Origin of the sequence: Sulfurimonas sp. (genome assembly GCF_019429335.1) — a bacterium.
Lineage (GTDB): Bacteria > Campylobacterota > Campylobacteria > Campylobacterales > Sulfurimonadaceae > Sulfurimonas.
On record NZ_JAHYJB010000001.1, the window covers coordinates 86011 to 110195 of the forward strand.

Annotated in this window: 20 protein-coding genes and 1 CRISPR repeat array; of the genes, 3 read left to right on the forward strand and 17 right to left on the reverse strand. The window is 35.3% G+C overall.

Annotation, left to right across the window (positions count from 1 at the left end; all coding sequences use genetic code 11):
• The first annotated feature begins 12 nt into the window (after window positions 1-12).
• From K0A91_RS00515 to cas2, 3 genes are read left to right on the forward strand one after another with little or no spacing between them, the layout of a single operon-like run.
• Complete coding sequence (locus K0A91_RS00515; RefSeq protein WP_295007069.1) at window positions 13-1173, forward strand: NYN domain-containing protein; 1161 nt, start codon at window positions 13-15, stop codon at window positions 1171-1173.
• On the forward strand, window positions 1170-2117 hold the full coding sequence (locus tag K0A91_RS00520) for a tyrosine-type recombinase/integrase (RefSeq protein WP_295007071.1): 948 nt from the start codon (window positions 1170-1172) through the stop codon (window positions 2115-2117). The genes K0A91_RS00515 and K0A91_RS00520 overlap by 4 nt, the downstream gene beginning before the upstream one ends.
• A gap of 8 nt (window positions 2118-2125) precedes the next feature.
• The gene (gene cas2 / locus K0A91_RS00525) at window positions 2126-2419 is read left to right on the forward strand and encodes a CRISPR-associated endonuclease Cas2 (protein ID WP_295007073.1); all 294 of its coding nucleotides are present in this window, start codon (window positions 2126-2128) and stop codon (window positions 2417-2419) included.
• Between the two features lie 128 nt (window positions 2420-2547).
• Window positions 2548-2979: a CRISPR direct-repeat array (repeat unit 36 nt; unit sequence ATTATACCGTATCTAAGTGTGGCAGGTCAATACAGT).
• A 13-nt stretch (window positions 2980-2992) separates the two neighbouring features.
• Here the strand turns inward: cas2 and cas1 are convergent.
• From cas1 to K0A91_RS00610, 17 genes are all read right to left on the reverse strand, one after another.
• Window positions 2993-3895 carry a type II CRISPR-associated endonuclease Cas1 gene (cas1, locus tag K0A91_RS00530; RefSeq protein WP_295007075.1) on the reverse strand — a complete coding sequence of 301 codons (903 nt, stop codon included), beginning with the start codon at window positions 3893-3895 and terminating at the stop codon, window positions 2993-2995.
• Between the two features lies 1 nt (window position 3896).
• On the reverse strand, window positions 3897-6926 hold the full coding sequence (gene cas9, locus K0A91_RS00535; RefSeq protein WP_295007077.1) for a type II CRISPR RNA-guided endonuclease Cas9: 3030 nt from the start codon (window positions 6924-6926) through the stop codon (window positions 3897-3899).
• A 49-nt stretch (window positions 6927-6975) separates the two neighbouring features.
• A complete protein-coding gene (locus K0A91_RS00540; protein WP_295007079.1) occupies window positions 6976-7965 on the reverse strand; it encodes a hypothetical protein in 990 nt (329 codons plus the stop codon).
• Window positions 7966-8033: 68 nt separating this feature from the next.
• Window positions 8034-9212: a cytochrome b/b6 domain-containing protein gene (locus K0A91_RS00545; RefSeq protein ID WP_295007081.1), complete on the reverse strand. Its 1179-nt coding sequence runs from the start codon at window positions 9210-9212 to the stop codon at window positions 8034-8036.
• Complete coding sequence (locus tag K0A91_RS00550) at window positions 9205-9963, reverse strand: hypothetical protein (protein WP_295007083.1); 759 nt, start codon at window positions 9961-9963, stop codon at window positions 9205-9207. Before K0A91_RS00550 ends, K0A91_RS00545 begins: the two co-directional genes overlap by 8 nt.
• Window positions 9964-10115: 152 nt before the next feature.
• Window positions 10116-10487: a hypothetical protein gene (locus tag K0A91_RS00555; RefSeq protein WP_295007085.1), complete on the reverse strand. Its 372-nt coding sequence runs from the start codon at window positions 10485-10487 to the stop codon at window positions 10116-10118.
• A 5-nt stretch (window positions 10488-10492) separates the two neighbouring features.
• Complete coding sequence (gene traN, locus K0A91_RS00560; protein ID WP_295007087.1) at window positions 10493-12628, reverse strand: conjugal transfer protein TraN; 2136 nt, start codon at window positions 12626-12628, stop codon at window positions 10493-10495.
• 14 nt (window positions 12629-12642) lie between these two features.
• Entirely contained in the window at window positions 12643-14706 is a 2064-nt protein-coding gene (locus tag K0A91_RS00565; RefSeq protein ID WP_295007089.1) for a hypothetical protein, read from the reverse strand.
• Entirely contained in the window at window positions 14703-15299 is a 597-nt protein-coding gene (locus K0A91_RS00570; RefSeq protein WP_295007091.1) for a hypothetical protein, read from the reverse strand. Before K0A91_RS00570 ends, K0A91_RS00565 begins: the two co-directional genes overlap by 4 nt.
• Window positions 15289-16602: a hypothetical protein gene (locus tag K0A91_RS00575; protein WP_295007092.1), complete on the reverse strand. Its 1314-nt coding sequence runs from the start codon at window positions 16600-16602 to the stop codon at window positions 15289-15291. The genes K0A91_RS00570 and K0A91_RS00575 overlap by 11 nt, the downstream gene beginning before the upstream one ends.
• A gap of 101 nt (window positions 16603-16703) precedes the next feature.
• On the reverse strand, window positions 16704-19154 hold the full coding sequence (locus tag K0A91_RS00580) for a hypothetical protein (protein WP_295007094.1): 2451 nt from the start codon (window positions 19152-19154) through the stop codon (window positions 16704-16706).
• Between the two features lie 3 nt (window positions 19155-19157).
• A complete protein-coding gene (locus K0A91_RS00585) occupies window positions 19158-19925 on the reverse strand; it encodes a TrbC family F-type conjugative pilus assembly protein (RefSeq protein WP_295007096.1) in 768 nt (255 codons plus the stop codon).
• On the reverse strand, window positions 19922-20902 hold the full coding sequence (locus K0A91_RS00590) for a TraU family protein (RefSeq protein WP_295007097.1): 981 nt from the start codon (window positions 20900-20902) through the stop codon (window positions 19922-19924). The genes K0A91_RS00585 and K0A91_RS00590 overlap by 4 nt, the downstream gene beginning before the upstream one ends.
• The gene (locus K0A91_RS00595; protein WP_295007099.1) at window positions 20899-21528 is read right to left on the reverse strand and encodes a hypothetical protein; all 630 of its coding nucleotides are present in this window, start codon (window positions 21526-21528) and stop codon (window positions 20899-20901) included. Before K0A91_RS00595 ends, K0A91_RS00590 begins: the two co-directional genes overlap by 4 nt.
• 1 nt (window position 21529) lies before the next feature.
• Window positions 21530-22135 (reverse strand): hypothetical protein, encoded by a 606-nt coding sequence (locus K0A91_RS00600; protein WP_295007101.1) that lies wholly within the window; start codon window positions 22133-22135, stop codon window positions 21530-21532.
• An 88-nt stretch (window positions 22136-22223) separates the two neighbouring features.
• Complete coding sequence (locus tag K0A91_RS00605; protein WP_295007103.1) at window positions 22224-22958, reverse strand: EAL domain-containing protein; 735 nt, start codon at window positions 22956-22958, stop codon at window positions 22224-22226.
• Between the two features lie 47 nt (window positions 22959-23005).
• Window positions 23006-24169, reverse strand: a complete 1164-nt coding sequence (locus K0A91_RS00610) for a thioredoxin fold domain-containing protein (RefSeq protein ID WP_295007105.1) — start codon at window positions 24167-24169, stop codon at window positions 23006-23008.
• Window positions 24170-24185: the final 16 nt, after the last annotated feature.

Below are 24185 nucleotides of genomic sequence, written 5' to 3' on the forward strand. Positions count from 1 at the left end.
AAGGAGTAATAAATGGTAGCGGTATATTATGATGTTGAAAATCTAATGGAATGTAAAAATTACGAATTAGCAATATCTAAAGTTAAAGAAATAGTAGCAAATTTGGAAGCTATTCAATTCGCTTATGCGGAGTGGGGGAGATTCGACAATGCTTCAAGAGAGCTATTTGTGTCTAATGGTATAGGTATGAAGCAAGTAGTCAATGGAGTAGGGTATTATGCAAATATTAAAAATATTTCTGATATTGCAATTACTGTTGATGTCATAGAAATTCTTTTTAAAAATGCAAAAATAGACCATTTTATTTTAGTCAGTGGTGATGGGGGCTTTATACCTTTGGTTATGAAACTTAGAGAATATGGAAAAAGAGTAAGTATTGTTGCATTAAATAAAAATATGAGTAAAAACATTATCAGCTATGTTAATGACTATTTTATTATTGATAAAGAAGATGAATTAGCACCTAGTGAACAAGAAGCACAACCCACAACAAATGAGTATGAGCATTATCAAAAAACTATATGGGCTATCATGTGCAGTAGCAAAAACGGGCATGAAGCAGTAACAAATATTTTTAAAAGCAAAGAAATTAAAACACGTATCCAAGAGCATGGGTTATCCATAGCCTATCTTAAAAAGACCTACTATAAAACATGCTATGGCAATCCAAAGCAAAGAGAATTATCACAAGACTTCAAAAAATTTCTTGATCGGAAAATCAAACTTTCATATAGCAAAAAAGATGGGATTATTTTTCCTAAAAGTCAAACAAACGAGGAAGTTGAGGAAGAGGCGCAAGAGGGTATAGCTCTTACAGACAAGGAGGTTAGAGAGATTTGCAAGGAGTATGGATTAGCTTTTTCGACTTACTCCATATCAGCTGGTTTGTTTTTAGAGGTTATTTTGAACAAGGAGGAGTGTTTATATAAATCAATAGCAGAGATTATGGATTTTCTTGCGCAGGACAGAAAACGGAAAACAATATATATCGAAGGAGTGGCAAGAACCATATCGCTTCTGAGTGAAAAAGACAAGGATGTTATATCTCTTCAAAATTACCAATCAATATTGTCAGCTACTTTATCAACTTTTATTAACGCCGTTTCAAAAGGCGAGAAGAGGGGGATAAATAAATATTCTATTGCCAGTATGTTAAAATGGGAGATACAATGACTAATACAACCTTTTGCCAACAGATCGAAACTTATGCTAAGTCATTACAAACAAAGCTAAAGATAGAAAAGAAGTCAAAGAACACAATTTCTTCTTATATGCAAACATACAAGAGCTTTATAGAGTTCTGTAAACAGCACTACAAAGAGCTAAGTTTTCAGAACCTCAGAGAAGATGATATATACGCTTTTATAGAGTACAAGTCTGCCACGATGAACAAACAGGGCGATATTGCTACGAGTACAGCCAACGGCATCATCTCGCATTTAAAAAGACTATTTAAACATATCGAGAGAAATGCAACAGATGAGGCATATAATTTTGATAAGGTATTTGAAGACATAAAACTAAAGCAACCAAAAAGAGTGCCAAAAGGGATAGATGGAAAAGAAGTCAAGAAAATATTGACATATCTTGAGAGTCTAAAACAAAAAGAAATATTCACGAACTTTAGAAACATTATGCTTTTTAAATTAATGCTCTTTGGAGGATTAAGGGCAAGCGAAGCGGTATCTATTAAGTTATCTGATATAAATTTAACGGAAGAGGGTGATTTGTACAAAATTACCTTTAAAGGTAAAGGAGATAAAAGCAGATTCACATATATTGATGTTGATGCGATAGAAGATGAAATAAATATGTTCGTAAACGTTTTCAAGTTATCAAAAGATGAGTTTATCTCAAAAACATCTACCGGCAAGCATATGGATAGAATACAGCTTAGTAAGATGGTAAATTCTGTTTATAAGAGAGCAGATGTTGATATATCTGGCGTTCATATATTAAGGCACACAGCAGCAAAAAAACTAAAAACACAAGTGCCTCTTGAGGTGCTAAAAAATTTGTTGGGGCATAGTTCAATTGAGACAACTTCTATCTACATCAATCCAACGGAAGATATGGTTAAGAAACAAATGTCGGGAGTTAAGCTATACGGTTTATGAGGATTTTGGTGTTTTTTGATTTGCCAACGAGGACAAAGAAGAATAGAAAAGATGCAGCAAAATTCCGCTCTTTTCTGATAAAAAATGGTTTTGATATGCTTCAATTTTCGGTGTATATGAGAGTTTGTAAAGGAAGGGCGTGTGTTGATACTTTTAAACGAAGAGTCAAAGAAAACACGCCAAAAAAAGGGAATGTAAGAATTCTGCCAGTTCCAAACAGCTTTTACGAAAAAATGGATATTATAATTGGGAAACAAACGGAAATTAAAAAAATAGGAAAACGAGGAATTTTAGATTTATAGAATCGGTTTTGAGGAGATAACCCTTGGATTAGTGCTCCGCTGAGACCGAAAACTCATTGTCGTATTTGACCTGCCACAGTTAGATACCTGAAATCATAGCAAAAGAAAAAGAAAAAAGCAAGAGTTTTGCGAAAAAATATCTAAGTGTGGCAGGTCAATACAGTGTTGAAACCTTTATTATTTATCATGATGCGATTATACCGTATCTAAGTGTGGCAGGTCAATGCAGCAACTGAGGAGTATTCCTTTTACACAATATATTATACCGTATCTAAGTGTGGCAGGTCAATACAGTTATCACTTTGACAGAATACCGATCCTATCCATTATACCGTATCTAAGTGTGGCAGGTCAATACAGTAAACATGTCAATAAAGGGCAATTTATTTTTTATTATACCGTATCTAAGTGTGGCAGGTCAATACAGTTGATGGTTATGATGAGTGTGTGGTTGTTTGATTATACCGTATCTAAGTGTGGCAGGTCAATACAGTTCGCTAGCTAGTTTATTTCTTTGACTTTTAATTATACCGTATCTAAGTGTGGCAGGTCAATACAGTAGCCAAATTTCAGCTATAAATCGCCCAAAATGGGCTGTTTCAGCATATTTTCACCGCTTAAAAAACTTTTCCTAAGTGAATCAACGCAAATGCCGATGGCATCGGAGGTTGTGTGGGTTTTTGAATCTATTGAAATTTTTGATTGTAAAATGGCAAGTAGCTCTAGTTTTTCTTTTTTGTAGATGGTGGGTTGGTCTGGTTTTGTATGAAATATATTTTGCACTATTATATCCACCAAAGGGCGGAATGGCTCAATTATATCATCTGCGAGATTGCCAGAGTTGAGATTGCTTGAGTGCCAAATACCAACCACTGGCAGAAGTCCACTTGCAGCAATATAGCGGAGAATCGCGGCTCTTAGTATCGCGTAGCCGTAGTTGAGAGCATCGTTTCTCGCATCTATTTCGGTATTGCTTTTGCGAATCAGATTTGGAAAAAGTGTCTTGAAGTAGAGGGAAGCAGCATATCCTTCGAGCGCTACTGTGTCGCCATGATAGATTCTGTTTGCAATTTCTATGAGCTCTTGGGATTCTTTTTTGTGATTGTATGTAGCCAATACAAAAGACTGATTAAATATTTTTTGATGTAATATGGCTTGCCAAAGTTCATCTTTTTTCTTTTGTGAAAATTGAAGCTGCGCTTTTGCAAATTGACCATGCCGAATATTTGTACCAATGGGGTTGATGATTCCTGACGGCTGATAGTAGTTGTCGCACACTACTACAGCTATATTTTGAGATGCCAACCTACCAAGCAGTGCGGAGGTTATAGATATTTGTTGATTTTCGATAACAACTATATCTATATCAATAAGAGGAAGCAAAATTGGTTCTTTGGATTCTTTTTTGACTACGAGACTATTATTCGCCAAGCTAACTCTGCTTGGTTCAGAAAGAAGGAGAACCCGCCAACCCAAACTATTTTCTTTTTTGCTTGAGTGTTGGCATACGAGGTTCTGACTTTACAGGATAGTAAAAGCCAAGTGGATCAACTGTGTATTTTACAATCTCGGCCGTACCACCACCAATAGTAAGCGGCGTGTCCGCTATGATATCAAGAGCCAATGTTGCTCTGTTGAAACTTGTATAATATCCTATTCTCATGTTTCCTTTTTGCATTATCCCTATCAGATCATTTCGATACAGGGTAAACTTAAATTCCTCGCCGCTAACAACGTCGGTATTGCCTCTTGAATCAATCAAAGCTACATCAGAAAGAGGCTTTTTTGTGTCAGCTATATATATTGGAATAAAGGCATTTTTCTTTCCGTTTTTGAATACATCTAATCTGAATATAGACTTGTGTGCAGCTAATGCTGTTCCATCTCTAACAACAACACCTTTTGCATTTTCTCCAAAACCTTTAATCGAAGAAACTCCCGCATCGTGCGCAGGACCAGTCGTACTCTTTCTTGGAGTTTTTGCTATAAGTAGCCTTTTTCTAAGCACCCCGTTTCGATCATATTCGCTTCTATCGTATTGAAGCAGCTTTATAGCATCTGTTTTAAATTCAGGATAAGGCTTGTCAAAACGCTTTTTTTCTTTTTCCCAACTAACCGCTTCTTCTCCTTTGTCTCTTTTTGATTGAAGCCACTCTTTAGTCCATTTTGTCTCTTTCCATTTAAAATGTTGAGTTAAATTTTTAATCATATGCTCAGTGCTAAATGCAACAAGAATAGCGTTTAAGACACTTATCCTATCGGCATGTTCTTGATATGTCTCAAATCCAATCCATTGTCTGCGTAATTCTGCCGTAAGCCAAGCATTTCGAGTAAATACTTGTATTTTGCCACCCAGTGGAGATTTTGGCATATCAAGATAATCTTCAAAAAGCTGTTTAATGACTCTTGCTGCATATTGTCTTGATTTTTCAAGTCGTTTTGAAGCCGCATCTGCTGCACTTTGATCATTAAAATTTTCTTTTAATAGGCGATTGACTTTCCCCCTGCCAAGTTTTGCAAAAAACATAGGCGAGGAGACAAGTGATTTAAACGATTCCCACTTGTCGCTGTTATCACCAAGCCACTCAAAAGGAGTTTTATCCTCTTTGTCAATTTTTTGTTCCGCAAAGGTTAATACCTTGTTGCCGAATGTTTCATCAAAACTGCGACTTCTAGGAAGTATGTAATCAACTGCTGCATAGCCATCTTCATAGAGACGCTCAATTTCAAACTTTTTACCTGTATATAAATCCATTTCGTTTTGTTGAGTGAAGAGCATCATCTTCTCAATATTTCTTCGATTTTCATGATTGATCTTTTCTCCAAACAGCTCTTTTATTTTGGTTTTAGCTATGTTCTTTTGTGCTTCACGCTCCCTTTGTGCAGCGTCAATCATCTTTTTTTCTGCATTGGTGTTCATATCGGAACCAAGCTCTATATGTACTTTATGAAATGAGCCGTGAAAACGAATAACTTCATTCACGATGGTACGAAGCTTTGCAACAACGCGTAAGACTATTGGGTTATTAACTTCAATATTTGTATTAATTAAGGCAGGTAAAAAATGACTTTTATCAAATGTCGTCACCCCTAGTTCGAGAACTGATTGGTCATAACGCATGCCCTCTCTCATTTTTGGCAAAACAACATCAAGTGCCTTATGAGAAAGATTTATTGTCTCTTTGAAAATTTTAGGGTCTGCCTTCTCAATAAGCTTTTCGATAATGCTTTCTTTTAAACCTAACTTTTGCAAGCGAGTTTTGATGCTATTTTCTCCACGCTCCACCGTAAGGACAAATGCCACATCATTATAAACACCCTCAATAGCCTTAAAGTCATCCATAAGAGCATTCTTGAGAGTGTGATATGCTTTCATCTCAACAAGAGCTTTTTTCTCATATTTATAATCTAAAACTATCTCGTCCTCAGGTTCTTCATTGAACAGTCCTGTTTTTGCTATAGCAGCTTTTTTTGAAGCTTTTTTAGTCTTTGTGTCATATTTAACGCCTTTAAAAATCCATTCATCGCCGAGAGATAGTCGTTTTCTAATGTCAGAATGAGAGATTGAAGCTTTTTCTTTTGCCATCGTCATTAGCTCATCCAATGGCATTAGCTCTGTTATTTTTTTTTCAATACCTGTTCCAGACATCTCAAGTACACAATTTATAAAACGAGTAAGAGCAACAAACTCTTCGGCATCCAAAGAAGCTTTGACTGCTCTTGTCTCATTGGGAAAAAATGTACATTTGCCAAGCAGTCTTTCCGTGCTTTGCGGATCAGGCATAAAAAACGCTAAATCTTTAAATTCTTTTTTAAGTTCATTTGTTGTTATTTTACTCCCAAGTGATTGCTGTGTTGTAAAAATTACATCAATTTCTTGTTTGAGTAGCCAACGAGGAGTAGAACGATCATAGGTTGCTTCTTTGGAAGTCTTCCCTTTTTTATCAACAACAGCTATGTGTGTATTTCTTTTTCTGTCCAGTTTGGCTAAATATTCCCCAACTGTTTTGCTACTAGATTCCTCGATGGCACTAACCAATGCTCTTCCAGCTTCTTTAATTTTTCCACTCTCTCCATCATGCATGTCTATTTCTTCTGCACGCGTGAATTGATATCCTCTTTTGCCGCCGATATGATATAGTATTCTTGCAAGTTCTTCACCATCTAACAGTTCACCAAGGGCCTTGGCTCTAAGATGCCAAGGAGAGATGTTTTGAGAGATAAATACCTCAAAATCAATGTCTTTGTTAAGTAAATCATATTCAACAAAAAGGGAACGCATAGCAGCTTTGCGTTTGCGTTTTTTCTTAATTGTTCGACGTGCAAGTCTTGCGTCTCTGCGTGGTTTGTTTGGGGATTCGCCGGTCTTTGGAATCTCCCCCGCATTAAAATCAAAACCACCGCAGTCAACAATTAGATTTTCACTTGTATCTTTTGGATTATGCTCTATTAAAGCCCATCCAATTCTTTTTTTTGTGATGTCTAATCCTAAGATTCTTTCTGTCATACTTTTGTCTCCATAGTTTTTTTACATTAGTGTAATAACTTAGAAGATGTCACTTATAAAACAACCCGCTTGCCATCACGTCAGCATCATATTTATAATCTTTATAAACACCACCGACATATACATAGTAACTATCTACTCCAGTTATACCACTAATATATTCAATTTTAGTTTCTTTGGTTGCAGGATTGTAGATTTTTACCTCTGATTTATATCCTGAAAGTTCTGAAGCTTTCTTGCTCCCACTACCACTCAAGACATCTATCATTACCCCAACGGTCGCAAGAGCTATTCCTGCTTTTGCATTTCCAGTTTGAGACATTGTTGCACCAGTTTGTATACCATGCGAACTAAGATTTCCTGTTTTTCTTTCATTTTTTGTGATATTGTTTTCGACAACTTCTTCATCTGTTGCCACAAGGTTTTCTTCGGTAAGAAGTGTTTTTATATGCTCTGGTACATATTTGTATTTATATTTTTGTTCAAAAACATTAAAATAGTTTTTAATGTTTTTTGCATCATAATATTTTTGTAGCTTCTTTAAAGACTCCTCGTCTTCTTTTTCTATCTGCTCAGGTGTAATATTTAGCTCATATTTGTCGTTACTAATAATAAAAGCATTGTAATAAACCCTATCTTTTAAAGGTATATTCCTGTGACTTTTTTTCAACCACTTTTCTGCGTATCCACAATAAAGAACCGATGTATAAACATGATAGTCTGCTTCTTCTTTATTCTTTGTAATCTCCCATCCATGTTCCGTTAAAACATCAGTAAGCTCAGGAAGTGAATCACACTGCATAATGTTTTGAGCAACCTCCGTATCAAAACCATACAGTAGTGAATTTAGAGGTGTAACATTTTGCGTATCTTTTGCGGTTGTTGATTCCAAATATATTTTCCCGGTTTTTTTCGGAAAAGGGATTCCTTTTATAGAATGGTAAGAATATGCAACTGAATCAACAACTCCGTTTGTAACTGAACAACCACTAAAAAACAACGCACCAATTGCCAACAATAACAAAGTAACTTTTTTCATGAACATATTTTTTCCTTTTTTTGTTTGACTGTATTATTTCATTTTATATCAAAACTGTCAATACTTTTTCACTGTTTTCTATTTTTTGAAACCGCCATCATTTTATAAAAAGAATTTTCGGGACAAATTTCACTTGCAAGGTCATATTGCCTTATTGCTTCTTCTCTTGATTTGTGAACTCCCATATAGCCATTACTATAAAATTCTGCCATCATATATGTACTATAACAAGCCTTATTTGTTTTTACTCCATTTTGTAAAACATTGATTACTGTGCTTTTATACTCTTCATAAGAGAGAGAGGTGTCTTTTTTAAGAAGATCAACTAAATACCAATTAGGTTTTTTAGATTTATAATTAGTTCTTTTCAACAGAAAATCTAAAAGTTTGTCGGATGCAATAGCATTTCCGTTTGCCGATGAAATACTCAATAATTCAATTGCTTTTTTATAGTCAGGCTTTTTGACATCAATAGTTTTTATGGCAACGCTTGATTTGTCTGTATCTTCGCTTGCGCATTTATCATAAGGACAATTAGCTAGTTCTATTTTTAAAATTTCCGCACCTTTTTCTCCCTCAAGGTACATAATTCCCTCGAGTAGATTTGTATCGTTTTTCCATCTTGTAAAGTCTGATTCTTTCTGCTCCTGAGCATACGCTGCTTGTGAGCACAATGCAATTAAAAAAATAATAGCAAGTACCTGAATGTTATTTGTTTTAAAGTTAAGCATTTTTGATATAACTCCTCTTGATTTGTTTTCTTGATATATTGCTGTCACTATATGGAGAAGCAAAGAAGCAATGAATATCCAGTAGCCATACTGGTGTATTTTCTTCAATAAGCCAAAAATCTCTTCTTCTAGTGGATAATAGAGCCTAAGAAACATCATTGTGCCTGTTACCGTTAAAATAATCCCGCTTGTGAAAAAAATAGCTCGTGTGAAATATCTTCCAAATTGTTTTTTGTAAATAGAGATTATTGCCCATAAAAAAATAAGGGATCCAAAGGCAGCTCCAAAATAAAAGTGAACATCCCATGTATCTCGTCTTGCGATTCTTGCGATAAAGAACTGATCAGCGGGAGCGATATCTATATTTAATAACGGCAAGGATTTCTGAAAGCTATCCATAATTGCTTCTTTGCTAAAAAAGAATTCTGCGGCTAATGCAGTTGCTGCCAATCCCAAAAAAGATAAAAATAGAGACCAATGAATTATTTTTTCAGTTGTGGAAATTTTTTTATGCATTTGCTGCTACTCCGTATATTAGATTTGGGTACATCATAGGGTAGGGCAAAGGAACGAGATACACTCTGTCTTTATAGTCTATTGTGATATTGGCTATATAGTTGTTATTCTCCTTTTCTTCGCCCTCTGTGTCATTAAGAATATTACCAACTTCGACAAAAGAATGGCTAGAGAGGCTTCCTTGTAACTCCTCGTTTGACTTTAATCTCATAGGAGTGTTATTTTTGAAGAACTGCTTGAATGTGTATAAGATATTATCATTGTTGTCATAGAGCCTTACTGTTGCTTCGCCTTCTCTCGGCAAAATCAATCCCGCCTGAACAACAGAATTGTCAAATAGATGATAGTAATTATATAAACTACCATTAATATCTTCTCTTTGTACCATAGGGATTTCGTCTTCTGCAAACCATAGCGGATAATTCGGAACAGAATTGTATTCCGGCATTAGAGCAGGGAGAAATAGCTGATTGTTAAAATACAAACTTTCGCTTTTGTAGTGGGTGCGAATACGTTTTGAAGAATGAGCTTCTTCACGCTCATTCGCAAGCATTACAAGATAGATTTCGTTGTCCGTTATGTTGTAATGTTTTTTAAAATCTATAAAGCCGGGAATATGGATTGAATTGTAAAATCTTCCAGAGTACTGGAACTTATTACTTGGATTGTGCATCTGAAAAATATCTTTAATTTGAACATCTTGCGGGGTTGCCTTAATGACTATCAGATCATCATCAAGATCGCCATGCATTTTTAATTTAAAATTATTCTGTTTTAAATTACTGCCAAAAAGTACCGATGTGCAAACAAATGATAAAAATAATCTTCTATTCAAAATATATAACCTTATATATTAATTAATGTATTATACAACAATCACAAGCACCAAGCAAACCCCTTCTATCAATCCATATCTATTTTCTCAAAGTTCTTTTTGTCTGCAAACATTTTACAATGATTTCTATAGCTCATCATTTTTTTAAAAATATCATCACCCTCTATGCTTTTGAACCTATTCTCATCTTTTGCAATATTTTCAATGCATTTAATCATATTTTCACACCTATTATCAAAAGCATAGAACAAGTTAAGCCACTCTTTTACTTTTGGGCAGTCTGTGTTTGCAATTTGACCAAAACTTTTTCTTGGATTCATTCTCGAAAGCTCTACCTTTCTATAATAAAACGAGCTATAAACACTGCTTATGCGAACGAGGGCAGAAGAATATTCACCCTTTTGTATGCTTCTGCCTATCTCTCTTAAATTTTTTTCCATCTTCTTTAATCTCCAACTCTTGGTCCCCATGGATCATCACCAACAGGCATCGAGTCTATAGCCATATCTGTTAATGACTGTGCATCAAAGCCTTTTGTAGTTTGTTTCATTATCGCTAAATTCAACTCTTCCCATTTGTCAGCAGGAAAACATTTGTCTTTAGCAGGTTCTTCGTTATTGAGACATTTTCTAAAAGAGATGTTTTTTAGATCTCCTAACTCTATATCAGAGCATACGTTTCTTCGCCACCCCCTTGGAATTTGAGCCTTTGTTCCTTCGACAAATATTCTAGTCATTTCTTGATCGTAGCAACAGTAATAATGCTTATCTCTCATACATGAACCCCAAAACCACTTAGCAGCACACTCCGAATCAGTATAGTGGCATTGATTAAAAGCGAGTGCTTTTTGTGTTTTATATTGTTGTATTCCCCATTTCATTGCTATATCTTCGTCGTGACAAGCATCTCCATCTGAAATGGCTGTAAATATTTTTAACGCAATACTTGCCATTAAATTGTATGGTGGTGGTAAATATGTTAACGCTTGATTTAGTACAGCAGTTGCCATGGCTTCCACATTTATGCCGCTGTTATCGTTTGCAATTTGGCTGTTAACATTGATTGCTAAGGCGATACGACCGTTACCGCAGATTACTTGCCCTGCTTGTTGATACCCAAGTGATGTAATTGCTATATAATTTCCGATATCTCCATTATGACTTATTTGAATATAGGTCGCTCTAACAAAAGCTTCGCTGGTTGCGTTCATTAAATATGCAAGTTGATTATCAGACATTGTTATTATATTTTTCCAAGGCTCCCTTAGCTCCGTAGACATTGCTCCATCACTATCTATTGCGTGCCCCATCATATTTGGAAAACTAAGACCTACCGCCGCCATACATTGCGCATAATTCACTGCTGCAATAGATGCATCTGTGGCACCAAGTTGAGCTTGCATATATTCATCTGCGATTTGAAAATCATCTTCAGTCGGTTTACTAAAAGCAGCCATAGCAACAGCAGCGATATCCATTGTTGCACTTCCGTATGTTACAGCGGTTGTATAACTAGTTGCACCGATAAGTTCTGTATCGAGAAAATTTTGAATATTTGCCCATTCGCTATTTAATACTGTTTCAGTTGCGTTATATGCTACGGTCGCAGCCTGCCCAACCTCTGTCGCTGTATCAACAGCTTCGGCACTATCGCTTACGAGTTGTCCGGCAGATTGAGAAGAAAACCCTACTGCATCCGTTGCGTTTGAAACCGCATCGCCGACACCAGAAACAGCGTTGCTTACCGCATTAGAAGCCGATGTAGCGGCTCCAGAAATGCTAGCTGCTGCTGCATCAAAATTTGATAATACAGTATTTGTAGCATTAGCTGCCATGTCTGTTGCCGCTTGACCATAAGCCCCAGACAACGCCCCTGTATAAGCCATACTAGCAAAGGAAAGCAGTGTCATCGGATCTGACAAGAACGAACTATCGAACTGAATCCCATCTTCACACATACCATCCCAGCCACTCCAGATGTGCTGAAATTGCTCCATTCCTGCAACCGCCGCCATTGCCTCCTCATGACCATTAAACTCTTTACTCTCCCATCCAATTTGACTCAAATCAAATGTTGTATCGTCATCTATTATTTGTATCTCATATGCCAAACATCCTCCAAAGAGAGTCTCTGTGCTTTTGCAATCCCAAGAGATGTTATATCTAGTAAAAACTGTTTTACCAGTCCAATCAGAAACAGGATTTGATTTATCAAAAGAGACGGGCGTACAATCTGGATTGTCCGTCCATGGAATACAGTTTTTTTGTAAGTAACATTTCGTGTTACAGGTACTTTGATTTGAAAAAACATTAAGATCTACATCTCCTCCTAAATCAGTGTTTGCTTCGTACAAAGGGCATGTAAAGCCTCCCACAGCACTGTTTGTGCAAACTTCAGTTGTACGGCATGCACTTTTGCAGGATGTTATATCTGCATATTTTGTTAAAACCGTATCATCATTAACATCAACCTCTTCTTGCATAAGCCAATCTTGAAATGCCTGATCGGTTGAACATATGTATTGTGCGTTTAAGTTCAATGTCAATGTTAAAAATATTAATAACTTTATGGCTGTTTTCATCAATTTTCCCCTTGTTAGTATGGTGCGGAAATAACAGGCTCTTCATAACAAAAATACTCTCTATTCTCATAGAGTTTTAATTTTGAAATAAACACACGGTTTGGATATCCAAGCGGATAGACAAGAGGAATGACTGTATAAGTACTGGTAAGCATGTCTTTTATAATAACTCTTTTAATTGCTTTTGATTTTGAGTAAGTGCCACTTGCCTGCGCTTGGCAATATTCTCCGGTTTTAGAACCTTTATTCCCATAAACACCTCCACCATAATCAACAAAGTTATCTTGAAGGCATAAAGAGTCTTCGTTGTTTGCGTTTAATTCTGGTGCAGTTTCAAATTGATCGGCTAAAAACAATTGCTTAAAACTAATACTGTTTGTTAATAAATCAAAATCGCTACCTGCAATATCTTGTTGTGCAACCAACTCTCCATCATTGTTATAAAAATAAAGCTTGTAATAGCCCACGTATGGAAACATTATCGCTAGAGAACCGAGGGTATTGTCCCATAGTTTCAAGTATGTTTCGCTATATTTTGGATAATATGGGAAGTCTTCTTTGTAGACGGATGGGGTTGCCTCTATATTATCAATAACAACTTTGGAAGAGATATAATGATTTCTCGCACTAAAAGAACCTTCAAATCCATTTAACCCACTATCTTCGAATTCGCTTGCCTGCTGAACCGAAACTATATCTCCTTCGTTAATAGTTACTTGTTGGTTAAAGCTATAATGCCCACTATTTGGTATACACTGTACAACCCCTCCCATTTCAGCAAAATTCAATTTACTCCCTTGATTTGCGTTGTGCTGTTGATTGCAATAGACAACGCTATGAGTGTCATCCGCATGATGTACAGTTAGATAAATATCATCATCAAGATAACCAGATCCTTTTGCCATAATATATGTTACATCTTCTCTACTTTCCTCTATCGTGTTTGACCTAACACAATCTTCTCTTGTGGCATAGACATCAACGGCACCGGATAGAACATTTGCATCATGAACTGTATAATGCAAGTCATAAGATTGGTCGATTATATCTGTTGTCGTGTTTGTAATCGTTGCTCCTTGCTCGGTACAAACATTTCTAGTTTGTCTGAAACTATCAACCCTGCATGTGACTTCAAATGCTTGCCCGTTGTTTGATGCTTCCACTGGGCATGTACCAACAAAACCGACAATGTTGCCGGTAGTAATATCTCTAACGGGCTGATTCTCATCACAATACTTCATAATGCTATCATCCAGTGGAGTGCTTGGATCATCAGGTTTACATTCATAAGGATGCATAGCAACTGTAACTTCATCGATACAATTAGCAAAATTAGTAAAGCTTCCTCCGGGACAAACAAACTGTTCTGTGACTAAATCAACCTTGCTCTCGTATGTTTGTGGTGTTGCTGAAGATATTTCTACGTTATAAAGCGATTCAACTTCATATCCAATTGACCTGCCGCTTCGTTCACAATTTTCTTCAACCCAAGTTCCGCAGTTGTTTTTTTTGCATTGTGCTTGAATAGGATTATTAAAGCACTCGTCGCTGATTGTTTTGTCATAATATGTTGTGCAGGTTACTTTTCCGCTAGGGAGTTGAGCTGAAGACTGCCAAGCATTACAAACAGATACGTTTTTCGGAGGTCTAGGTCTTTGCATAGTGGCAATAAAAGCTCTAAAATCATCTCCTTGAACACCCGTATCTTTCTCGATAGCATATTCTCTTTCAACTCTCCACCAAGGCAGACATACTGATATATTGTTCTCTTGTCCTGTGACATCAGGAGTAAAGACTTTGCAATCTTCCCCCGTGGGATCAATAGATCCATATCCTACAAATATCTTTTTCCCTTCCAAGGCAGACATGTCTTTGTTTTTATAAATATCGATTGAAATTTCATTAGGAAGATTCTCTTTAAACTCATAATATTGCAATGCTGTCGGCTCTGCCGTATTTGATGTAACTTTGGAGTTTAAAAAATACGCAGAATCTCTTTCAACTGACTCTACACCATCATTAGCACTTAGCGCAAAGGTAAAAATAAATAATAAATTAAAAATTATATTTTTTTTCATTTCATAAATCCTATGGGGAGATAGTTGATTATTTTTGTATTACATCTTAACTCACATATCAAAAGAATAAATGAAAGTAAAATAAAAGATGAAGGGGAAAACACCCCTTTAAAAAACATTTTTATATCTTGAGAAGAGAGTGTGCTTGCCCAAATTAACTGTAGAGCAATGTATATTAAGAGCCAGTTGCTTAGTGAAAAAAAACTAGAATAATCCGCACTAAAATATATATTTCCATTTTCAAAGCCCAATGATATATATCCATAATGTGAGAGAATATAATATAAAGCCACAATCCAAACCAGAGGTGCTGCTGATATAAAAACGAGAGCTATATCAAATTTTGGAATTGATAGAACATGCCCGTAAACAACCTGATCCTTTTTAATTTTCGGAATTATGGTAAATCCTGAAACGGTTTTGTGAATTTTATTACCGTTTTCATCTTCATCCTCGATGATTGCTTTTGTCGGAGTATGCGAAAAGGTTAATTTTGCAACTATCCAATGCGCTGCTTCATGTAAGAAAGTCCCCGGCAAATAAAAAAGGAATTGTGTAAAAACACTAATATAAAGATAAACTCTACTCAACATCGCATGCCCCATCTCTATTTTCAACATATCCATCAGGACATTGAAGCTGAAGGCATGTGACTTCTCCACCGCCTATATCTTTTTGAGTTGCTTCTGGAGGGCATACATCTTGATAGCAGTTACCATTTTCTTCATAAACTCCAAAAGATGTAGGACACCTAGACTCTCCTCCACACCTTCCAAGTTTTTCAAAAACAGCGGCATCACAGATAGTGTCATTACAAATCTGAGATAAATCCACTCCAATCAGAGGAGAATTATCAAAATCTACCCCACCTGGTTGCGCCACTCCATTTGTGCATTGTGCAATTCCGCACTCTTGATTTGCATCACACAAATATGGACTGCATTGCCATTGATTGTCAACCCAAGCAGGCTCTCTTACATCAGAATTACATGTATATTTAAGTGCTTTACAGTTATCATCTGGCGGTGTTTCGCCGTTACAAGGATCATCTAAAGTAGATGTATTATCAAGTGTAAGATTTGGATCTGTTTTTAAGCAGTCTCCGCCATCGTCAATAACCGTTCCTGTAGAGCATAGATAGTTGTAGTATGTGTAACTTACTGTCTTTTTACAGTTCGTGCCGTTATCGGTGTAGCCTGTGGGGCAGGTTGTACATGTAGTTCCTGAGAGAGTTCCGCCACTAGGGCATAAGTAAGTAGATGCTCCTTGATTTTTAATTACTTTTCCCTGAGTAGTGGAACTCCAGCTACCGTTTCTGTTGCTGGTACTCCAATATGCAATTTTCGTAATCACATTATCACTTTTTATTACGGGCGGGATGTCACTCCAAGTTCCATCAGAATTCTTAATTTGGAATTGTCTGTCCGATAACATTCTTTTATATGTATATGTGTATTGCGTCACATAGCATCTACAACTTCTGCTATATACTTTTTTAGAAGTTCGACCTGCTTTCCACACACTCCCTATGTACCAATCTCCAATTTCATCATCCATGCCGTCTTCACTATAAACAATGTGCCGCAATAGGAGCGTATATGTGGGAGGAGGAGTATATTCTGTTGCTACATAACTTACCTTCGCCGTATAATCAACAACAGTTCCCGTCTTCGCCACACTATACGCATCACTATAATCCCAATAGGTGTCAGCAGGGGCTAGGGCTTCGGGGCAATATATATTACTGTAAGAATCTGATTTACATTGATGTATGATAGTGTCTCTTGGGTACACCGCCAATATCTTATCAATCTCTACCGTTATTTTTTTCACTTCTATCATAATCATAGGAATAGAGGATTCTATGGTAGTTGGATCTTTCGTTATATCAAACACTGTGGAGGTTGGATTATTCAACTGCTGAATTGTATATGAATGTATTATCGACACAAAAAATAAAAAAAGAAAGATTGATTTTTTTAACATTGCATATCCTTTTAGTACATAAAAATATAGATAAATCCGTTTTTACCTATATCAGCCGCTCTTGGTTTTATCCTGACTTTTAAACTATTATTATTAGCTGGTCCATATTGAAAAATTTCTATATCATTATTTGTTTCAACATTATCGCCCTTGATAAATTTATCATAACTGTGCCCGTTTACCATCTCATATATTTTAGCTCCATAGTTATTAACTTGATTGGTTTTTGGATTGCTATTATCTATTGCATTTATTTGATTAATTAAATCTGTGTATGTTAAGTTTGTTGGTGACAACATAGTATATATTTGAAATGAAGCCACACCTTCTCCGGTGCCATCAAACTCTCCTATATAATAATTTGTATTATACCCGCCAGCGGCAGACTCTTTTCTTCTAATAATTCCGGGTAGTGCATAATGCATTTCCCCTAATGAATCAAATATCTTGTACTCATACCAATATTTATCGGGGGCAAAAGCTTCTGTTGCAAAAGAAGGAGCAAGTCCGGATGCAGATAACTCTATCCACGTATTTCCGTTAAATGTCTCAAGATTAAATGTGGTTGCATTATTATAATTTAACACTGGATTAATTTTCCCATTCCCAATATCTGCCACAGATGCAGTAGCATAATCTTTTGCTCTCATAAAAGGTTTAAATGAATCAGTAATAGATGTTTTAATGTACCATACTTGATCTCTAACCATTTGATTCCCGGTAAAAGTGTAATAATATTTTTCAATATCGACTTTTACAACAGAATAGAGCTTGTAGTTATTTCCGTCATTATAAAAAAGCGCATTTGGTTTTAGCCTCCAAACCATTTCACGCCTAGATGTTGCCGTAATGTTTCCATATGCCGCACCGTTAGCAAGATTAATATAATATGCGAAGCGTGAAGGAGTTTCTTCTCCTAACCCAACAACACTAGATGAATATGTTCCAGAATGAAGCATATTTTCATAAGCACTATCTTTCCACTCTTCCCTTTTTTGTATTTCATAACTTAGATTTGTAGCAGAAGATATTCTCGGTCTGTCGGTATTTGGTACCAATGAACCATTGAGTACAGTTTGAAAAGGTGTGTTTTTTGCATCAAAAACAATCTCGTTCAAAACTCTTTCCTTAGTTAGTCTAGCATTTGTACAATCAACATCTGCGACTATTGCATTCATATCAGCAGATGTATACTCACCGTCACTCGTAATTCTTCCAATTCTTCCTTCTCTAAACTGTTCAAATATTGTTGCATCAAATGAACCGAACTCGACATTACATTTTTTTGGAATATTGCAAGTGCTTTTACATTTTTTTCGGTCTGAATAAGTTCCATCAGGATTGTCTCCTGCATAAACGCCCTCTGAGCATATCTCAAACCCATTAAACCCTGTAATTGTTCCGCTGGGGCATCTGTCGCCAAATTCTTCAGAGCCTCTAAGCATTGCTACATCTTGAAGTCCTGCACAAATATACTTGGAACCATCTTCGTAATCAATTAACACGCTTGTTAGCTTCATATTTGATGTTGTATTGTTATCAAGAGATTTAAAACTAAAAGTTAATTCATTAATAGCCTCTCCCACATATATTTGTTCTTTCCCTCTGAGTAATTCTATCCAGACATCTTTTACTAAAAAAATATTTTGATTTTTTATATTTATATATGAGATATCCATGTAAATTCTAGGACTCTCTATATCACTATTATCTATATTGCTGATTGAACTCACATTTAACTCAAAGTTTAGATATTTTATTTTCTTGGTGCTGTCTAATTGTGTGTATTGTTCAGTATGTGTAATACTAGAATCAAAATTAAAAATTTTGTCTTCAAAAACAACGCTATTTGCAGGATTGTTTTCAACTTCCAAACAGTCAACTTCTCTTTTGCAATTTTCACGACAAAGATTTAATGCCTCCTTACCAGACATTCCGTCCATATTCAATACTTCGCCATTAGCAACTTGCGCAACAGTAGAACCTCCATACACTAGGTTTGTCTCTTCACATCGATACCTAAACGGGAGGTCTCTTGCAGTAAAACATCTTAATGTGTTTTGATCAGGTGTTTGATTTGGTTGATATGTTGCATTAGATACCACGTTAGACTTGACTTGGGAGTTATAGTTGTCTGTATATCCAGAAGCTGCTTCGGATGCATTGGCATCAGAATTAAAAGATTCTACGGTAAGTTTTGACGTATCGGATGTCATGCCTCTTTTCAGGAATGGGCTATCATTCATAAATAGCATTGTGTTTCCGACCGCTCCATTTGTTGAACCCTTAAGCGTTTCATCCCAATTTTTAATGTTCCAATTAGACTCGTTTGGGTCCACTACGGATGTAGACGGAAGATTGTGTGTTACTCTTGTGCTAGATATATCGTTTGTTATGTTTTGGTCTGCGTATAAAATATTTATAAAAACAAATAAATAGGTTAAAAAAGTTTTTTGCCACATCTACTACTCCCGTCCTTCAAGCACGTTGATGAATTTTTCATAATACTTATCCTCTCTGATAATAATTTCAAGTGCAGCATGTAATGGGATATCGCCTCTGACTAAATATTTATTTTCACATTTTTTATATTGAAATTCGCCGGAAGAGCATTTTGAAAACAGATATGCAGGTACTCGGTTAAGTTCTAAATCTTTAAAAATAAGCGGATGCATCTTGATTATAGCTTTTGTACCAAGTTCCTCATCGAACTTAAAGGGCTTATAAAGAGATTCAAGCTCTTTATTGTTTAGAATGCCTTGCACAACGCCATAATATTTAATCTCTTTTTCGACAGTTTCAAGGCTTGAAGCATCTGAGACAAAATTAAATAAATTTGTTGCATCTTGAGACATAGAGAAGAGGTAAAATATTGTGTCTACTTTTTCATTGTTTTGTGAGTTGTTTTTATTTATTGCATCAACCGCCTTTTGAATCTCTTTGTCGTATTCGCCGTCGAGCATATTTTGACTTATCCATGGCAGAGATTTTAATATCGCCTTATCACTTTTATATTTTAAATCATCAAGCACTTCCTCGTGCTGTTGGGTTATTTCAGTCAAGTTGCTTGAAAAATCCATTTTTTGTAAAAAATCATTTTTTGTTTTCTTGGATGTATTAATATCCGTATAGCTCTTTACCTGCTGCTTCATATCTTGAATAAAAGAATTGAAATCAGCAAATAAAATTGAGCAATTTAAGAAGAGTAAAGCAATCAAAACTTTAAGCATCATCGTACCCCTGAAAATGTACTCATACAATCATATGCCCCAGCGCATTGATCTCTTTTTCTCCATACCCAAAAAACCAAGTCTTCCGATTTGTCTTTTCCAAGCTTATAATCAGCCCAATCGACTCGCATCGCACCTATTCGTTTCGCATCCCAATTTACGGGGTATGCCAGTTGTAATCTATATTGAGTTTTCAAAACAAGTGGAAAATAGGTCTCTTTACACATGGAATTTTTCAAAATTGCATTAGAGGTAGTTGAACTAAAAGAAGCATTTGAAGTTTTTGTAAGAGCAAAAGTAGCATGCATGTTGTCAAGAAGCCTAGTTGCTAGTGTTCCAGCCTCTGTTACAGGTTGATCGCCGGAAGTCCACCCCGTATTTGTACTCAAAGGTTCCCAACATCCTGCGCAAAAATATAAAGAGTTCATAGACTCATGCGTCGTTGAAGCTGCACAGTCTAAAACACAAGAGGGAGATGCAAGGGCAAACAATAATTTATGAGGGTTCAAGAAAGAAGCAATAGTGTCATTGTTGTGAGCAGGATTGATTTCCGCCATATATCCAAAAGTTAAAGCAGATAATCGCTCAAAGCATACAAAGTCTGTTGCGAGATTGATTATAGAAAAAATTGGATAAATTATAAAGTGCGTATACCTAAAAGCAGTCGCACCACTCTTAGAGCTTCTAGTAGTTCCTTGTTTTCTTCCTAAACTGTTTGATAAACTCAAACCGATTGATGGAAAATTCCAAGGAGTTGCCGTTACGTCTATCAGCGCAATCGGCTCATAAAAAGAGAGCTCAAAACCTGCTTTTTGCAATCCAGTGTCTCCAAGCTGACAACTGCATAGTTTTGTTTTCCACTCAAATGTATCTCCAAAAAATTCCCAATCTATCGTTGTGAATGGATTATATGCGGGTCTTACGGCACCTGCGAAAGATAGTGTAGAGAGTATTAATATTGAAATAAATATTTTTTTCATTCAGAATCCTTTGTGGCAGACTCTACTAAATCATCTGGTTTGTATTCATAAACAGCCATTTGATTTCCATCTTGAATAATAATTGACGGAACGCACTTTGCGTCAAATTTCCCTATTGTCAAAAAGTCTGCTTTAAAAGCCTTTGTTGTTGTGATTTTCTCGTACTCTTCGATAGAACCATTTGTAATATATGTAAAACCTTGATTTTTATATCTATATGAAAGCTGCACTTGAATAGGATCTTCTGCGTCAATGAACATCATATACTTGTTTATGACAATGTTATTTTTCTTCATCACATCAAGCGTATTCATAACTTCTCCGGCTCTTGCGATAACTTTTCCATTTGGCAAAACAATATCAGCAGGAACTATAAAGGTTGGAGTAAAAAATCTTTTTTTACTCTCAGTACACGTAGGAAGTAATTTTTTTATATTTAAAAATTCTTTTTGACTTAAATAAAACTGATCCTGAATTAACGATGTATTTAAATCTTTGGCATGTTTTTCGACTTTATTTATAAAATTCTCTTCTTTGATTGAATGTGTAGCGCCATAAGTACCTAGATCTTCTAGGGCAAAAATGGAACTCAAAACAAGTGAAGCGAAAAATGCAACTTTAATCATTTTATTTGTTTTTTGTGTTGTTAATTCGCATTTGCAGTACTGTTTTATACCAGCCCACATCGCATACTTCCGAGCCTTGCTCATATATAGCAAGAGCTCTGCCGTAGTCAGGTTTTATTCCTATTCCTTTTCCAAAAATATCTCCATAGTTGATAAAACCATCGCAACTCTGATCTTCATACAAAACTTTACTAAATTTTGTATATTCGTTTATTCTTTTAGAAGCCAGTGCGCCTGCGGTAAAAGTATTAATAATATACAAACCCTCCCATGCCGCAATTGGATTTTCCGATTGATTTACGCATTCATAAAGAGCATTAAGTGCACTCTCGTAATCAGGATATTTAACAGTTGTTTTTTTCTGCTCTGTTTTTTGATGCGGATCTCCTTCGTTTATTTCAATATCTTTTTGCTTTTGTGTGTTATATATAAATTCATTTGCTTTTATAAAACACTCATCTTGAAGAAAATTTCTATTCTCCTGAGGAGCTTTTCCAGCTTTATGTTGCTTAAAGTAGGCATCTACAATAGAGATATCGCTTGCCGTTGTCTCACTTATAATTAATATACAGATTAGTAACTGTCTTATCTTCATGTGATTTCTCATTTTTTAATTTTCTCCTCAATGCCGCAGTTATTGATATTTTATCTTAAGTTTAATTTTTATTAACTTAAAATATACTTATTGTATTATTTCATAAAATAATATTTTTCCTATTTATATCTTTCATCATTGGCTCTGGTTCCCCAACATAAAAACCTTGTGAATAATCAATATCCATTCTTGAAACTTTTTTGTGAAGATCAATATTTTCAACATATTCTGCAATTGTTTTTATCTTATTATCTTTTGAGTATTCTGTAATAAACTTAACAATTGCTATGTTGCTTTTGTGAAATAAATTGCAAATAATACTTCCATCAATTTTTATATAATCAAAATTAATTTTGGAAAGAGAAGAAAAGTTTGCATAACCGCTTCCGAAATCATCCAAAGAAATCTTAACTCCTGCTTCTTTTAATGCTTGTAAAAAAAATATTACTCTACTAAAATCAATTTTTTCATGCTCAACCATCTCAACTGTCACACGGCTCGCCTTATCAATAGTCTTTAATTCGCTCATAAACAGGCGAATGTATTCTAGGTCAAGCATCTCTTCCATGCCTATATTGATAGATACATGCATTTTTGAAAAAAATCTTAAATCTGAGAAAATTTTCATTAGTATTTTTTTTGCGATAATATTATAGAAACCTATTTTTTTTGAGTATGGGAAAAAATAATCAGGCAAAAGAATTTTATTTGAATACTGTAGTCTAGCAAGAGCTTCATACTTATGAATTAAGCTTGTTTTATTATCGATGATGGGTTGATAATAGACTAAAACATTTGATTCCCGTATTGCGTCGGCTATAAATTTTTTTGTCATATTTTTTCAACCTTCATAAAAAAGAATTTTATCTTCATGCTTCGATATTAATTTTCAATAATATTTCCGTTTTCATCAATTGTTATAAATTCAACATCTGGTTTAATCTTCATTTTCTGCATAATGTAATACACAGGAAGATATTTTGTTTCATCATCTTTACTCATCTTGCTTGATTCTTGCAATATTTTCTCATCTGGAAGTTGGTTTTTTAAGAGTTGCGTGATTAACGCAACTCTCTCTTTATTGTCTTTTTGATGATAAATCGCCTTAGTCACATCAATAGACTTTTTACTTTCTGCTTTTGAAATCAAGTACAGATATAATGAATTTGTCTTTTTAAGCTTTTCAATAGTCTCATCCAATTGCTTTAAGTTTTTTTCGCCATCCGGTAACACAAAAATATGAAGAGGTTTTTGTGGATTAGCAGAGCTTAATTCAATTTGTAGGTTATTTTTCTTTAAAAAATCTATGCCTTGCATATCTATAGCCTCTTGAATGTTGTATTTTTGTAAAAGACTTACCCACTGAACGTCTTGCCCATCAGTGTTAAATACAGCGGGTGTTCCACTTACACCTAGAAGCGAAGCTACCTGCATTTGTTCTTGAAGCTGTTTATCCAAATCCGCCATTTCTTTAACAGAGAACTTACTTGTTTTATAATTATCAGAACCATTTGCTATTTGATGCATTGCCTCTTGCTTTTTACCTAAGCTGTTTTGACTAAGAATATGATAGCTCATCTGTTTTGCATTTTTATGAAAACTAAGTGGATATAAAAATACATGAAATTTTGCATGCTTTGCCAAAGAAGGTAATAACTTCTCTAGTTTTTGACAATAAGGGCACTCAGGGTCGGTAAAGAGCAGATACTCTTCCTTTCCATCGCCTACGCTATATGCGGCTTTGCTTAAGTGCTCTTTCATATCAATAGATACTTTTAATTGTGTTTGTGTTTTAGCATCAAAACCTTTGCCAATAATAATCTCTTCAAGGTCTTTAGTTATAAAAGCTTCGAATGAACTATTTTGCCCTCGATTATTTACGATAGCTTTAATTTGATAAGTACTTTTATTTTCCTGCATACCCACGATTTTTATATTTGGACTAGCAAACATCTTTAGTTTTTTAATTTTTTCGAGTTCCGTGTTAGCTGAAAGCGCCACACAAGCGAGAAGAGAAAGTGTTGTTACTGTTTTTAATAAATTCATTTTTTTCCTTTATTTC